This window comes from Sphingomonas sp., assembly GCF_035998645.1.
In the GTDB taxonomy this organism is placed as follows: domain Bacteria; phylum Pseudomonadota; class Alphaproteobacteria; order Sphingomonadales; family Sphingomonadaceae; genus Sphingomonas.
Map to the genome: position 1 here is coordinate 1038618 of NZ_DASYHL010000003.1, position 14506 is coordinate 1053123.

The 14506-nt window shown below is 64.3% G+C and carries 12 protein-coding genes; 4 read left to right on the forward strand and 8 right to left on the reverse strand.

Annotation, left to right across the window (positions count from 1 at the left end; genetic code table 11):
- Window positions 1-47: 47 nt before the first annotated feature.
- Complete coding sequence (gene leuD, locus VGN66_RS09030; protein WP_327518467.1) at window positions 48-677, forward strand: 3-isopropylmalate dehydratase small subunit; 630 nt, start codon at window positions 48-50, stop codon at window positions 675-677.
- Complete coding sequence (locus VGN66_RS09035) at window positions 640-1641, forward strand: NADPH:quinone oxidoreductase family protein (RefSeq protein WP_327518468.1); 1002 nt, start codon at window positions 640-642, stop codon at window positions 1639-1641. The genes leuD and VGN66_RS09035 overlap by 38 nt, the downstream gene beginning before the upstream one ends.
- A 3-nt stretch (window positions 1642-1644) precedes the next feature.
- Here the strand turns inward: VGN66_RS09035 and VGN66_RS09040 are convergent, their stop codons facing one another.
- The 6 genes from VGN66_RS09040 to VGN66_RS09065 all read right to left on the reverse strand — a co-directional run bounded on the left by VGN66_RS09040 (window position 1645) and on the right by VGN66_RS09065 (window position 5527).
- Window positions 1645-1950: a type II toxin-antitoxin system RelE/ParE family toxin gene (locus VGN66_RS09040; RefSeq protein WP_327518469.1), complete on the reverse strand. Its 306-nt coding sequence runs from the start codon at window positions 1948-1950 to the stop codon at window positions 1645-1647.
- Window positions 1947-2195 (reverse strand): type II toxin-antitoxin system ParD family antitoxin, encoded by a 249-nt coding sequence (locus VGN66_RS09045; RefSeq protein WP_327518470.1) that lies wholly within the window; start codon window positions 2193-2195, stop codon window positions 1947-1949. The genes VGN66_RS09040 and VGN66_RS09045 overlap by 4 nt, the downstream gene beginning before the upstream one ends.
- Window positions 2196-2257: 62 nt before the next feature.
- Complete coding sequence (locus VGN66_RS09050) at window positions 2258-3106, reverse strand: MoxR family ATPase (RefSeq protein ID WP_327518471.1); 849 nt, start codon at window positions 3104-3106, stop codon at window positions 2258-2260.
- Window positions 3107-3174: 68 nt separating this feature from the next.
- Entirely contained in the window at window positions 3175-3840 is a 666-nt protein-coding gene (locus tag VGN66_RS09055; RefSeq protein ID WP_327518472.1) for a DUF6975 family protein, read from the reverse strand.
- A gap of 188 nt (window positions 3841-4028) precedes the next feature.
- Window positions 4029-4868, reverse strand: a complete 840-nt coding sequence (locus VGN66_RS09060; protein ID WP_224920619.1) for a CsgG/HfaB family protein — start codon at window positions 4866-4868, stop codon at window positions 4029-4031.
- A 185-nt stretch (window positions 4869-5053) separates the two neighbouring features.
- A complete protein-coding gene (locus VGN66_RS09065) occupies window positions 5054-5527 on the reverse strand; it encodes a phosphoglycerate mutase family protein (protein ID WP_327518473.1) in 474 nt (157 codons plus the stop codon).
- A gap of 65 nt (window positions 5528-5592) precedes the next feature.
- Here VGN66_RS09065 and lepA point away from each other — a divergent pair, with 65 nt between their 5' ends.
- Entirely contained in the window at window positions 5593-7401 is a 1809-nt protein-coding gene (gene lepA, locus VGN66_RS09070) for a translation elongation factor 4 (protein WP_327518474.1), read from the forward strand.
- 208 nt (window positions 7402-7609) lie between these two features.
- Here lepA and VGN66_RS09075 read toward each other — a convergent pair whose 3' ends face one another.
- Complete coding sequence (locus VGN66_RS09075; protein ID WP_327518475.1) at window positions 7610-9115, reverse strand: glucoamylase family protein; 1506 nt, start codon at window positions 9113-9115, stop codon at window positions 7610-7612.
- Window positions 9116-9193: 78 nt separating this feature from the next.
- Window positions 9194-12229 carry a TonB-dependent receptor domain-containing protein gene (locus tag VGN66_RS09080; RefSeq protein WP_327518476.1) on the reverse strand — a complete coding sequence of 1012 codons (3036 nt, stop codon included), beginning with the start codon at window positions 12227-12229 and terminating at the stop codon, window positions 9194-9196.
- Between the two features lie 426 nt (window positions 12230-12655).
- On the opposite strand from VGN66_RS09080, the gene VGN66_RS09085 reads away from it, so the two are divergent.
- Window positions 12656-14506, forward strand: a complete 1851-nt coding sequence (locus VGN66_RS09085) for a two-component system response regulator (protein ID WP_327518588.1) — start codon at window positions 12656-12658, stop codon at window positions 14504-14506.

A 14506-nucleotide genomic window follows, 5' to 3' on the forward strand; every position in this document is an offset into this window, starting at 1 on the left:
GGCGCCGCCAGCATTGTTGTGCGCCAATTGCAGAGCTGGAGCTGAACATGGACCCCGTCCGCAAGGTCGAAGGGCGCGCCTATCCGTGGGGCGCCAAGAATATCGACACCGATATCATCATCCCCGCGCACTGGCTCAAGACGATCAGCCGCGAAGGGCTCGGCAAGGGTGCCTTCGAAACGGTGCGCGCGCAGCCGGGCAACATTTTCGACGACCCCGATTATGCCGGATCGCCGATCCTGATCGCGGGCGACAATTTCGGGTGCGGGTCGAGCCGCGAGCACGCCGCCTGGGCGCTGAAGGATATGGGCATCACCGCGGTGATCGCGCCGAGCTATTCGGACATCTTTTCGGGCAATGCGTTCAAGAACGGCATCGTCGCGGTGGTGTTGCCGCAGGAGGCGATCGACCGGCTGATCGAGGTGGCGAAGACCGATCCCGTGACGATCGACCTCGAGACGATGACCGTCACCACCCCGTTTCAGGACCGCTCCAGCTTCGAGATGGACCCGTTCCGCCGCGATTGCCTGATGCAGGGGCTGGACGAGGTCGGGCTGACACTGGCAAGAGATACCGTAATTTCGAAATATGAGTCGATGGTCGCCGACGCGCGGCCCTGGCTCAAGAGGGAGAGCGGTGATGCGGGCCTTGTTGTCGAAGGAAGTGGGCGGACCTGAAACTCTAACCATGGGTGAGCTGCCGGATCCGGTGGCGAAGCCCGGTGAGGTGGTGGTCGCGGTCAAGGCCTGTGCGATCAACTTCCCCGATGTGATTATCATCGAGGACAAGTACCAGTTCAAACCCCCGCGCCCGTTCGCGCCGGGCGGCGAAATCGCCGGCGTGGTGGAGTCGGTGGGGGAGGGCGTGACCGACCTCAAGCCCGGCGACCGCGTGCTCGGATCGACCGGCTGGAACGGCCTCGCCGAAAAGGTCGTGGTCGAACGCCGTCGCCTCTATCCGCTTCCCGAGAGCAAGAGTTTCGAACAGGGTGCGGCGCTCCTGATGACCTATGGCACCAGTATCCATGCGCTGCTCGATCGCGGGCATTTGAAGGCCGGTGACACGCTGCTGATCCTCGGCGCAGCGGGCGGCATCGGCCTGTCGGCGATCGAACTCGGCAAGGCATTCGGCGCGCGCGTGGTCGCTGCGGTGTCGAGCGACGAGAAGGCTGCCGCTGCCAAAGCTGCCGGTGCAGACGAAACCGTCGTCTATGGCCGCGCCCCGTTCGACAAGGACGCGTCCAAGGCGCTGGCGGAACAGTTCAAGGCGGCGGTCGGCCCCGATGGCGCGAACGTCATCTACGATCCGGTCGGCGGCGATTATGCCGAACCCGCGCTACGCTCGATCGCATGGGAAGGACGCTACCTCGTCGTCGGCTTCCCGGCGGGCATCCCCAAGCTCGCGCTCAACCTCACCCTGCTCAAAAGCTGCGACGTCTGTGGCGTGTTCTGGGGCGCCTTCGCCGCCCGCGACCCCAAGGCCAACGCCGCGCATGTCGACCACCTGTTCCGCCTGTGGGAGGCGGGCAAGATCAACCCGCACGTCAGCGAGGTGTTCGCATTCGAGGACGGCGGCAAGGCCATCGCCAAACTCGCCGACCGCGGCGCGATCGGGAAATTGGTGGTGCGGGTGGCGGACTAGGCGCTAATCCGTCTCAGGGCTGAGGCGGGCGGCAATGTCCATCGCCTGATGAGGCACGCCGATGATGTCGATCCCGTCCACGCGGATCAGGTAGAAGATGACATGCGCCTCGTGGCGAAAGCTGCGGTAGCCCGGCGCGACCTCGTCCCGCGCTCGACCGAGCATGGGGTGTTCCGCCAACCACGCGAACCGCGCATCCAGCCCGCGCAAATAAGCATCTCGCTGCTGACGGCCCCATTGGCGCAGCGTGTAGCGTCCGATCGTCTTAAGGTCTTCAAATGCGCGCGGGGTGACGCGAAACGACGTCACCCCTCGCGATCCAGCGCGGCGATGACGCGATCAGCGGAATAGTCCTCGACGAACTCGCCGTCCCGCGCCTGGGCTGCACCTTCCGAGAGGTGCGCACGCAACGCCTCCAGATGCGCTTTGCGCTCCTCCAGCGCCCGCAACCCATCGCGCACCACTTCGCTTGCCGAGCCGTAGCGTCCGCTACCGACTTCGCTGCGAATGAACTTCTCCCAATGCTCGCCTAGGCTGAGACTGGTATTTGCCATGACGGTCTCCACTATTCATTACGAATATATATGAATAGCCGTGCCGCTGCCAACCCCGGCGCCTATTTCCCCTGCTGCCGCCGCGCCATGAACGCCAGCCGCTCAAACAGCATCACATCCTGCTCATTCTTGAGCAGCGCGCCGTGGAGGGGAGGGATCGCCTTGGTTGGATCGCGCGATTGCAGCACGTCGAGCGGCATGTCCTCGTGCAGCAGCAGCTTGAGCCAGTCGAGCAACTCGCTGGTGCTCGGCTTTTTCTTCAGGCCCGGCACCTCGCGGATGTCGTAAAAGATATCCATCGCCTTGCTCACCAGGATCTTCTGGATGCCGGGGAAATGGACGTCGATGATCGCCTGCATCGTGCCGCGATCGGGGAATTTGATGTAGTGGAAGAAACAGCGGCGCAGGAACGCGTCAGGCAGTTCCTTTTCGTTGTTGGACGTGATCACGACGATCGGGCGCTCGGCGGCGCGCACGGTTTCGCCGGTTTCGTAGACATGGAATTCCATGCGATCGAGTTCGTGCAGCAGGTCGTTGGGGAATTCGATATCGGCCTTGTCGATCTCGTCGATCAGCAGCACGGGGAGCTGAGGCGACGTGAACGCGTCCCACAATTTGCCCTTGCGGATATAGTTGCCGATCTCATGGACGCGCGGGTCGCCGAGCTGGCCGTCGCGAAGGCGCGCGACCGCGTCATATTCATACAGGCCCTGATGCGCCTTGGTCGTCGATTTGACGTTCCACTCGATCAGCGGCGCGCCGACCGCCTTGGCGATTTCATAGGCCAGAACCGTCTTGCCCGTGCCCGGCTCACCCTTGACCAGCAGCGGGCGGCGCAGCGTGACGGCGGCGTTGACCGCAACCTTGAGGTCGTCGGTTGCGACATAATCCTGCGTGCCTTCGAAGCGCATTCCCGTCCCCGGTCAAATTGGAAGATCGGGTATGGACTAGCCGGGGAAGGCCGTCGCGCGCAAGCGGGTTAGTATTTCCCGCGCGCCGAGGCGCGGGCCTCGAGCAGGTCGATCAGGCCGCGATGCTGCGCCAGCATTTGCTGCGCGCCGAACGCCATCGCGCGCTCGACCGACAGCGATCCGGCCAGCACATCGATCACCGTCGCGGTTTCAAACGCGGGGGGCAGCTGGTTTTCGATCGGGTCGATCCCGACGCGCCCGGCAAGAACGTCAAGCACTGCGCGGATCGCAGGCCAGTCGAGCGCGAGCGCGATTGCGGTGCCATCGGCACAGCCATTGCGGTCGGACTGGGCGAGCATGTCGAGCGCGTGGCGCTGGGCGGTGACCGCAGCTTCCGATGCGGCCTGGCCCGGCGTGCTCGGCAGCGGCCCGGCGGCGGCGACCAGCCGGACGAGATAGGCGCGCTCGGCGGCAAAGCCCTGCGCCGACTGGGCGAGCCATTCGGCGGCGGCCGGCTGGCGCGAATGCGCTGCTGCCTGTTCGAACAGATCGGGGTGGCGCGCGTGCAGCAGGCAAATCTGATGGACCAGGTCACCCAGGTCGCGCAACGGCGCGATTCCGCTCGACAATCGCGTCAGATAGGGGTGCGTCGCGCTGCCATCAGCGGCGACGAGCGCGACCAGCGTGCCAGAGGCGCCGCTTAATCCTGCTGTCCGTGCCGTTTCAGGTTTCATGGTCCCCCGCGAAGCAACATTGCCGGCCCATCCGGCATCCCTGGGGAGTCGCTTTGCCCCACAGGTCTATACCGAACCGCGTAAAGACGTGGTTGATGCGGCGTTAAGTGATCCTTCGGAAGTCGGGGGCGAAAAAAAGGGCCGGAATGGGTAATTCCGGCCCGTGATTTCAACGATTTGACCGTGGTTCAGCGCCGCGCGGGCGGAGCCGCCGCCGCCGCATCGTCGGGCAGACCGCCCAGCTCATAGACCAGCTTGGTATAGGCATCGAGATAGGCGAGGACGATCACCTGGCCGATTTCGGTGTTCTGATAGCCGCCGCCACCAGCCGCAGCAAAGCCGCCCCACCAGCCGGCACCGCCGCCGGCGGCGAAGCCGACATCGGTCTTGCGCGCATAGCCTTCGGTCAGCGCCTTTTCCTCGGTGGTGCGCGCATCGACCATCGACAGGGTGACGCTGGCTTCCTTCTTGCTGACCTTCAGGCCACCCGCGAGCGCGCCGACGCCGCCCAGAATGCCGCCGCGACGGCCCAGCAGGCCGCCGATCGCACCACCGACCGCGCTGCCGCCCGAATCCTTGTTCGACGACACGATGTCGGGCTGAAGGAAGTAATCGGCGGTGCGGACCTGGCCCTTGCCGATATTCTGGCCGCCCTGCATCTCACCCTGCTCCTGCAGCGCGCGCTCCATCGCGCGGCTCTGCATCGCGCGGCCGCGATTGACGATGGTGAAGCAGCCCGATTGCTGGACGAATACCTTGATCACCGCCTCGGGGCTGCCAAGGTTCAGTTCGCGCCACCATTGCTTGTCGGGTTCGACGATCGCGATCGTGCCGAGATTCTTGGTGCAGCGCGGGATTTCACGCTGGCCGCGCTCCTGATCCCGGCGCCCGGACGACGCGCCTTTGGTCGTGCCGTCCTTGTAGGTTTTGCCCGACGCGCTGGTTGCGGTCTGCGCGGAAGCGGCGATCGGCCCGGCCGCCATTGAGGCGAGCGCAGTGGCGGCGATCAGATTGCGGACGAGACGCATGGATATTCCCTCCCTTGATGGAGCATTCTGCCCCAAAGCCGTGGCGACGCTGCCCCGTGGCACGCGCGCCTTCAACTGACATCTTCTGACACGGAAAGCCCCCGGCCCCCGCACCGGTCATATCGCATCCGGCGTAAGGGCGCATCGGGAAAAGCGCCGCCTGCTACCCGGAATGATCGCGGGTTTCAGGGCGCGACGGTGGTCTGCGCCGTCTTCCCCTCGGCAACCGTCCACACATCGCCGAAGTCTTCATGCTTCAGGTCTGCGGGGCGCGTGCCGCCCAGCGTCTCAACGATGTCGGGAACGGTATTGCTGTGCCCGACGATCAGCACCGGGCAGGCCGAAGCCTTCGCCCGCGCGACCGCGCCCGCCGTATCGGCCGCATCATAGCTCTGGATCGCGATACTACGCCCGGCCGCCGTCGGCGCGGCGGTCTGGCGCGTGCGCTTATACTGCGTCACCAGAATCGCGCACAGCCGCTTGCCCCGAAACCACCGCGCCAGCGCCTCGGCCCGGCCGACGCCCTGTGGCAGCAGATCGGGGTCCTTCTCGCCCTTCGGTGTGTCGAAATGGCGGACGACATGGATCGTCGGCTGCTCCTGCGCGGCGAGCGCGGGGAGGGGGAGAAGGGCGGCGAGGGCGATCAGGGTCAGGCGCATTGCCGCACACTGTCCCCACGGGGTATCTTCCGCAAGTGCCGCACCCCTGCTAACGCGCGCGGTCTATGGCAACCGACCTTTCCCGCATCCGTAACTTTTCGATCATCGCGCATATCGATCATGGCAAGTCGACTCTGGCCGATCGGCTGATCCAGCGCACCGGCGGCCTGACCGCGCGTGAGATGTCCGAGCAGGTGCTCGACAATATGGACATCGAGAAGGAACGCGGCATCACCATCAAGGCGCAGACCGTGCGCCTCGACTGGAAGGGGCCGGACGGGCTCGACTATGTCCTCAACCTGATGGACACGCCGGGCCATGTCGACTTCGCCTATGAAGTGAGCCGCAGCCTCGCCGCGTGCGAGGGCGCGCTGCTGGTGGTCGACGCGGCGCAGGGCGTCGAGGCGCAGACGCTGGCGAACGTCTATCAGTCGATCGAGCATGACCATGAGATCGTGCCGGTGATCAACAAGATCGACCTGCCCAGCGCCGAACCGGAAAAGGTCCGCAACGAAATCGAGGAAGTGATCGGCATCGACGCCTCGGGCGCCGTGCTCGCCTCGGCCAAGTCGGGCATCGGCATCGACGAGATCCTGAACGCGGTCGTCGAGCGCATCCCGGCGCCGAAGGGCGATATCAACGCGCCGCTCAAGGCGATGCTGGTCGACAGCTGGTATGACCCGTATCTCGGCGTCGTCATCCTGATCCGCGTGATCGACGGCACGATCAAAAAGGGTCAGCAGATCAAGTTCATGGCCGCCGGCACGACCCATCTGGTCGATCGCGTCGGCGCGTTCCGGCCCAAGATCGAACAGCTACCCGACCTTGGCCCCGGCGAAATCGGCTTCATCACCGCACAGATCAAGGAAGTGGCACAGGCGCGCGTCGGCGACACGCTGACCGATGCCAAGCGCCCTGCGGCCGAAGCGCTGCCGGGGTTCAAGGAAGTCCAGCCGGTCGTGTTCTGCGGCCTGTTCCCGGTTGATGCCAACGACTTTGAAAAGCTGCGTGAGAGCATCAGCAAGCTGCGCCTCAACGACGCCTCGTTCAGCTTCGAGATGGAAACCAGCGCCGCGCTCGGCTTCGGCTTCCGCTGCGGGTTCCTGGGGTTGCTGCATCTGGAGATCATCCAGGAACGGCTGATGCGCGAGTACGACCTCGACCTCATCACCACCGCGCCGTCGGTGGTGTACCAGATCGAGCTTACGCATGGCGGCGGGCATATCGAGCTGCACAACCCGGCCGACATGCCCGATCCCAACAAGATCGAAAGCATCGCCGAACCGTGGATTCAGGCGGTGATCTATGTCCCCGACGAATATCTCGGCTCGATCCTGAAACTGTGTCAAGACCGGCGCGGCATCCAGAAGAACCTGACCTATGTCGGTGGCCGCGCACAGGCGACCTATGAATTGCCGCTCAACGAAGTGGTGTTCGACTTCTACGATCGCCTGAAGTCGCTGTCGAAGGGCTATGCCAGCTTTGATTACGAACAGATCGGCTATCGCGAGGGCGACCTCGTCAAGATGGGCATCCTCGTCAATGAAGAGGCGGTCGACGCACTTAGCATGATCGTCCACCGTGCCACCGCCGAAGTGCGCGGCCGCGGCATGGTCGAGCGGCTCAAGGAACTGATCCCACGCCATTTGTTCAAGATCCCGATCCAGGCGGCGATCGGCGGCAAAGTGATCGCGCGCGAAACGATCAGCGCAATGCGCAAGGACGTCACCGCCAAATGCTATGGCGGCGACGCCACCCGCAAGCGCAAGCTGCTGGACAAGCAGAAAAAGGGCAAGGCGAAGATGCGCGAGTACGGCTCGGTCAGCATCCCGCAGGAAGCCTTCATCGCCGCGCTGCGGATGGGCGAGGAATAACCCTTCTCCCCTCCCTGAAAGGGAGGGGGAGCTTCAACCACAGTCCTTTCTCAATCCTCCCCCGCAAGGGGGAGGTGGCACGCGCAGCGTGACGGAGGGGGAGGAATGGGATCGGCTGGAGCGGAGAGGACGTCGCCGTCCTCCCCCTCCGACGCCTTCGGCGCCACCTCCCCCTGGCGGGGGAGGATATTGGGGGGCAGGCCGCGCCTTACTCCCCCGCCTTATCCAGCCAGCCACCCTTGAATCCGGCGCGCTCCAGCCCGCGGCGGATATGCGGGTTCTTGCGCATCGTCTTCCACACCAGGCCGCTGCGGTGGTTCTCCAGCATCGCCAGGATCGGCCCCTGGTCGATGCCCAGGTAATCGCGCGCGAACCAGCCATCCTTGGCATCGACCACGCCATCGCGGCTGCCGGCATCGGTGAAGGTATAGCTCGGGTTGAACGCGTCCTTGAAGCCGTAGCGCTGGTACAGCTTGTCGCCATATTTGGCGCGCATCGCCATCAGCGCGGGCAGGGCGATCTCCGGCGCGAATGCGACCGATCCGCCTGCGGCAGTCGGGACAATCGTGCCATCATCGACGATGCGGTAGCTGCTCACGCCACGCGCGGAATAGCCCTGAAACTCGCGGGCCTTGCCATTGACGACCCGCCCATTGGCCGCGCCGCCGGGACCATCCGAAGCGGTCCAGCCCCAGATGTCGCCTGAATAGCCGGTCCATTTGCCCGGATTGTCGATTCCATAAGCGCGCTGGGCGAGCGTCGCGCGGCGGCTATTCTCGAAATAATCGATGCCCTTGCCGGCCATGAACGCGTCCTGGATGCCGCGGAAATCGACCCAGACATGGCTGTACTGGTGCCCGAACAGCGGCTCGAACTGCAGATGCTCCTGCCCATAGTAAGTGCCCCAGCTCTTGCCGAGCTTGCCCGCCCAGCCGCTGTCCCACGCATCCTTGCCCACCGGATGGGTGGGGGAGCCGAGCGCGAGGATATAGACCAGCATCCCCTCGTCATAGCCGACCCAGTCATGCGTCCCGAAGTCGCCGCCAGTGCCGCGCTCGGGATACCATCCCATCGCGATCGCCTTGCCGCCTTTGCTGTTCGCCGACGGAATCGTGCTGCGCTCGCGCTGGACAAAGGTCCAGTCGATCCGGGCATAGATCTTCTCCGCGAGATCACGGATCGCCGCCTCGGTCGGCGTGTCGCGGTCGAAATAGCTTTGCGCGAACAGCACGCCGCCCAGCAACAGCGTGGTATCGACCGTCGACAGCTCGGTGTTGCGATAGCGGGTGCCGTCGCCGTTCTTGAGGAAGTGGTAGAAAAAGCCCTTATGCCCCGCGGTGCCGCTCACTGCGGGACCCTGCGGCGCATTCCAGTAGAATTCCATGCACTTGCGCGTCCGCTCGGCGGCCTGATCGCGGGTCACATACCCACGCTCGGCACCAATGCCATAGGCGGTCAGCGCATAGCCCGTCGCGGCGATGCTGGAAAAGGGGTTCGACGGCCAGCGGTCCGGCGCAAGGCAGGTGTCGACGCTGGTCGTATCCCAGAAATAATCAAAGGTGCGGCGCGAGAGATCCTCGACAAACCTCCCCTCGCTCGAAACCGGGACCGGCGACGGTGCGGCGGCGGGGGTGGGGGACATCGCCGGCACGGTCGCGCAGGCGGCGATCAGCGGCAGGGCAGCAAGGCCGATCGAGGAAAGGCGGAACGCCATGATGGATACTCCTTTACACACAAAAAAAGGCGCGCGGACGGGGAAAACCGTCCGCGCGCCCCACTCACCGGACCGGGATTAGAAGTTGAACCCGGCCGAGACCTTCACCGTACGCGGCGGGCCGTCGATGTTGTAGTTGTTGAAGTCGCGCAGACCCGTGGTCGAGTTGAACCCGTTATAGTTGCGGTCGTTCATCAGGTTGATGATGTCGATGCGTGCCCAGATGCGGGTTTCATTGGTGATGAAGCCCAGCTTGAACTCCTTGGTCGCCGACAGGTCGAGCTGACGATAGCCCCACTTGTCGCCGTTGCCTTCCGCTTCGATCGCAACGATGTCCTTGGTCCCCGGCGTACCGACGCCCGGCGTCGTCACAAAGCGCTTGAGCCAGACCGGCGATGCGATCTGGAACTTGGTCGCCAGCGTGATGCCGCCCGGAACATCGACCGTACCCGCCATCACGAAGCGATGGCTGCGCACGCCCGCCGAAGGACGGAAGGGATATTCGTCGATGCTCGAATAGTCGAGCGAGAAGACCTCGCCAAACTGCCGGTTTTCGTTCGCCTTGGTGTAGGTGTAGGTCGCATCGATGCTCCAGGGCGAGGCCTGGGTATAGCGCTTGATCAGCTTGACAAAGCCGGTGTCGGCGTTGGTTGCCAGCCCGTTGTCGCCGATGATGATCGACCCGAACGGCGAAGGCGGGAAGCCGAACGGCGCGTCCGGAGCGCCGGTCGCCGGGAAGAACAGCCCGCCCGGACGACGGTTGCCCAGCAGATAGACAAAGCCATCGCGGCTCTCGACATGCGAATAGCCGATTTCGGCGTTAAGCAGCCCGAAGTCGCCGCGCAGGCCGAGGCTGTACTGGTCCGAATACGGCATCTTGATGTCGTTCTTGATGAAGCGCAGCTCGCGCCCAGCGCCCGCCGGCAGACCGGCGACCAGCGCTGCGCGCCCTGCCTCGGTCTGGAAGGTTGGGTTGTACGCAATACAGGTCGCGCTCGGCGTGCAGACGTTCACCGTATCGCCCGGGACGTTGAAGTTGAACGTACGGCCTGCTGCCGAACCCTGCGCCAGTTCCTGCTGGATGAAGTCGAACTGGGTGCGGTCGTACGAACGGCCAAAGCCGCCAAAGATCGCAAACCGGCCCGCTTCGTCGAGCTTGTAGTTGAAGCCGATACGCGGCTGGAACGCGCCGGTGAACGCCTTCCGCTCGTTACCGGTCGAGATATAGTCGTTGATGTTGTAATTGGCGCCGTTGAGGTTCGGATAGTTCGCCGCGCTGACCGCCGCGACCTGCGCCGCCGGATGGACATAGTCGAGGAACGCCGGGGTCCGCTCATAATCCCAACGCAGGCCGAGATTGACGGTCAGGCGATCGGTCACGTCCCAATCGTCCTGCGCATAGATGCCCAGCTGGAAGTTCTTCGAGCTGATCTGTGCGTCACCAAAACCGCCCGTAAGGGACTGGAAGGTCATCTGGTACGGCGCCGTCGTGTTCAGCGTCGTCGCGCCGAGCGGCGTGAAGTAGCGGAACACCGGGTTGAAGCCGTTCAGCTGCAGCGAGTTGAGCGTCACCCACTTGGCCTTCACGCCCAGCTTGATGGTGTGCCCTTCAAGGCCGGTATAGGTGAAGTCGTTCGAGACCTGCCAGCCCTTCTGGCCCTTGTTCTGGAAATTGGTGCCACCACCGGTCTCCAGAATGTTGCCGTCGAGGAAGCTGCCGGGACGCGACGGATCGGGGATGCGCACGCGATAGACGTTACGGTTCGCCTCGGTCGCCGGGCGCGGATTCCACTCTACGTCTTCATAGGCGACCTTGAAGTCGTTGATCCAGCTTTCGGCGCTGTGCTGCCACCGGCCGGTGCCGCGGATTTCCTTGACCCGCGCCAGCGTGCGCGTCTCGAACGCTGCAATGCCGCTGTTGAACTGCTCGCCGGTCTCGTCGCGATACTTGCCGGTGAATTCGAACAGGTCCTGGTCGGTCGGCGTGAAGTTGATCTTGCCGAAATACAGGTTCTCGTTGAACTCTTCGTTGAACGACCCGTAGTTTCCGGCGAGGCTGGTGGGCAGCAGTGGCTGCGCACCGGTCAGCGACGACGGGAAGGTGACGTTGCGCGGCTCGATGCGGCGCTTGCCTTCATAGGCGGCAAAGAAGTGCAACACGTCCTTGATGATCGGGCCGCCCAGCGTGCCGCCGAACTGCAAGTCGCGGGTGCGAACCTTGCCGGTCGCGCCGGGGCGCAGGATTTCGGTGGGCGTTCCGTCGCGAAGATCCTGGTTGGTGAAATCGACAAAGCCCGAACCTTCGAACTTATTGGTGCCCGACTTGGTAACTGCCGTGATCGCCACCGAACTGACCTGGTCGAACTCCGCCTTGTAGTTCGAGCTGATGACGCGGTATTCGCCAATCGCCGACTGCGGGAACGGGTTGCCCTGGGTCGAATCCTGCCCGGTGATGCCGTTCTTGAGGACATAGTCCTTCTGGCCGATGCCATCGATGAAGATGTTGACCGAATTGGAGTTCTGGGCGCCGCCCTGCAGGCGCGACTGCCCGTTCGATCCGGTGATGAACTGAACGCCCGGCGCCAGGTCGGCAAAGGCGAGGAAGTTGCGGTTGTTTTGCGGCAGCTGCTCGATCAGGCGCTCGGAGATCGTCGTGCCGACTTCGCCGCCCTGCATCGAACGGATGCGGCCGCCGGTGATGATGATCTCTTCACCGCCATCTGCGCTGGCGACGTCCGGGGTCGACAGGTCGAAATCGAACACGGCGTTCTGCGCGACCGCGAGCCGGAACTCGTCGGTGCGGCGCACGCCGCTGGGGGTCGTCACCTCAAGCCGGTAGTTGCCGGGGGGGAGCGATGCGAACTGGTAGCCGCCGTCGGCAGTCGGCGTGCTGGTGCGGGTGAAGCCGGTGTCGACATTGACGACGGTGACTTGGCTGACACCACCTTCGGCCGTGACCGTGCCGCGCAGCGACGAGGAGACCTGAGCCTGCGCCGGGACGGCGAGACCAATGGCGAGAACAGTGCCGGCGCTCGACCATGCGAGTGCAGCAGCGGCAGCGCGCAGGCGCGAGCCACGAATAAGACCGTTATTTGCGGAATGTGAAGACTTCACAGCATCCCCCCTGGAGGTTTGACAACGTTTACCCTGAGAACAGTCGAGCACCCGCGTTGGGCGACTCGACGGCCCGCCTATTATGTTCTTGGCGCGAAAACTGTAACCGGTTTCATGGCGGGTGTATAGAAAAAGTTCCCGCGCACGTTTTGGGTATCGCGCGGGCCGCAGGCGTCAGAGTCTGACCGTGGTCGCGACGCCGCGCCCGCCGCATAAAGCCGGTGTGCGGAGACGCATTCCCCTCCTGAACTCGACGGGGCGCCCGGCCAGTCCGCGGCGCCCCCTTTTTTTAGGGCATCGCCCGGAGCCGATGGGGAACGCGGCGTTAACCCTTTTACCTCGCCTTAACCCTGAGCGCGTACGCGGGATGCAAGTGGAAGAGGGGACTTTGCCTTGCGCATTCTGATCGTGGACGATGAAGCAGGGATGCACGAATCCTATCGCCAGTGCTTCAAGGGCAGCGGGATCGGGGCGGCGCAGGGTGCTGCGCTCGACGCGATGGCCGCCGAACTGTTCGGCGATGACGAGGTCGAGAGCGCGCCGGTCGAGGATGCCCCGGAGTTCGTGACGGTCCATTGCATGCAGGGGCTGGATGGCGTTGACGCGGTCGCTCAGGCAAATGCCAGCGGGGACCGCTTCTCGGTCGCGTTCATCGACGTGCGCATGCCGCCGGGCATCGACGGCAAGGAAACCGCCAAGCGCATCCGCGCGATCGACCCTGATATCAACATCGTCATCGTCACCGGCTATTCCGATTTCTCCCCGCTCGAAATCAGCCGCGCCGCCGGCCCCGCCGACAAGATCTTCTACATCGCCAAGCCGTTTCAGGTGGAAGAGGTCGTCCAGACCGCGACCGCACTCGGCAAGCGCTGGGAAGTCGATCAACAGCTCGCGCGCGCCATGGCGCTGCTCGAAGAGCAAAAGGCCGAGCTCGCCGCGAACGAAAGCAAGGCCAGCCATCTCGCCAACCACGACAGCCTGACCGACGCCCCCAACCGGCTCGCCTTCATGCGCGCGCTGACCGATCATGTGCGCGGTCCTGATATTTTCGCGATGGCGATGATGGACCTCGACCGGTTCAAGCTGGTCAACGACACGTTCGGGCATCTCGCCGGCGACGAGCTGATCCGCATGGTCTGCTCCACGATCGAGGGCGCGGTGCCGCCGGGCGGCTTTGTCGCGCGGCTGGGCGGCGACGAATTCGCGGTGCTGATGAAGGTGGCGGGCGAAGGCGAGGCAATCGCGGCGGTCGAACGGCTGCTGCTCGCCTGCACCAAGACCTTCACCGTGTTCGGCCATTCGGTGCAGGGTTCGGCCTCGGCCGGCCTCGTCATCATCGAACCGGGCATGAAGCATGACCCGATCGACGTGATGCGCCGCGCCGACCTGTCGCTCAATGAAAGCAAGCGCGCCGGCCGCGGTGTCGTGCGCGTGTTCGATGAGAGCATGGACGAATCGATCCGCTTCCGCCGCCAGATCGAAGGCGGGCTGAGCCAGGCCATCGCCAATGGCGAACTGCGCCTCGTCTATCAGCCGATCGTCGCGCGCGACCGGCTTGAGATCGTCGCGTTCGAAGCCTTGCTGCGCTGGAACAGCCCCGAATATGGCCCGATCTCGCCCGGCATGTTCATCCCGATCGCCGAGGAATCGAACCTGATCCACGAGCTGGGCGACTGGGTGCTCGATGAATCGCTCAAGATGCTGGCGAAATGGCCGGGCCAATATGTCTCGGTCAATTTCTCGCCGCGCCAGTTCCGCCGCCAGAATTTCGTCGGCCATGTTGTCGAACGCGTCCAGCGCGCCGGGATCGAGCCGCGCCGCGTGCAGATCGAAATCACCGAAACCGCGATCTTCGACAATGCCGAGCGCGCCGCCGATACCCTCTATCGCCTGCGCCAGATGGGCTTCCGCATCGCGCTCGACGATTTCGGCACTGGCTATTCCTCGCTCTACAACATCCGCAAATTCGCGCTCGATTGCCTCAAGATCGATCGCAGCTTCATCGACGGCATGGGCAAGGAGCGTGAGAGCGCGGCGATCGTGAATTCGATCATCCATCTCGGCCGCGCGCTGGGGCTGGAAGTGGTCGCCGAGGGTGTCGAAACCGCCGCGCATCTTCAGGCGCTGCGCCTCGCCGGGTGCAGCCATATCCAGGGCTATTATCTCGCCCGCCCGCTCGAGGCCGATGTCGCGATCCGCGCCGCGCACGAACGGTTCATGGGCGACGATGAACCCGAGGCGCCTGTCGCCATGCCGAGCACCGGCACCTTCGGGTGA

Excerpts from the sequence above, each read along its gene's own strand:
- leuD (WP_327518467.1), top strand. The coding sequence starts at position 48 with ATGGACCCCGTCCGCAAGGTCGAAGGGCGCGCCTATCCGTGGGGCGCC.
- VGN66_RS09035 (WP_327518468.1), top strand. The coding sequence starts at position 640 with ATGCGGGCCTTGTTGTCGAAGGAAGTGGGCGGACCTGAAACTCTAACC.
- VGN66_RS09045 (WP_327518470.1), bottom strand. The coding sequence starts at position 2,195 with ATGGCAAATACCAGTCTCAGCCTAGGCGAGCATTGGGAGAAGTTCATT.
- VGN66_RS09050 (WP_327518471.1), bottom strand. The coding sequence starts at position 3,106 with ATGCGCTTCGAAGGCACGCAGGATTATGTCGCAACCGACGACCTCAAG.
- VGN66_RS09055 (WP_327518472.1), bottom strand. The coding sequence starts at position 3,840 with ATGAAACCTGAAACGGCACGGACAGCAGGATTAAGCGGCGCCTCTGGC.
- VGN66_RS09060 (WP_224920619.1), bottom strand. The coding sequence starts at position 4,868 with ATGCGTCTCGTCCGCAATCTGATCGCCGCCACTGCGCTCGCCTCAATG.
- VGN66_RS09065 (WP_327518473.1), bottom strand. The coding sequence starts at position 5,527 with ATGCGCCTGACCCTGATCGCCCTCGCCGCCCTTCTCCCCCTCCCCGCG.
- lepA (WP_327518474.1), top strand. The coding sequence starts at position 5,593 with ATGGCAACCGACCTTTCCCGCATCCGTAACTTTTCGATCATCGCGCAT.
- VGN66_RS09075 (WP_327518475.1), bottom strand. The coding sequence starts at position 9,115 with ATGGCGTTCCGCCTTTCCTCGATCGGCCTTGCTGCCCTGCCGCTGATC.
- VGN66_RS09085 (WP_327518588.1), top strand. The coding sequence starts at position 12,656 with ATGCACGAATCCTATCGCCAGTGCTTCAAGGGCAGCGGGATCGGGGCG.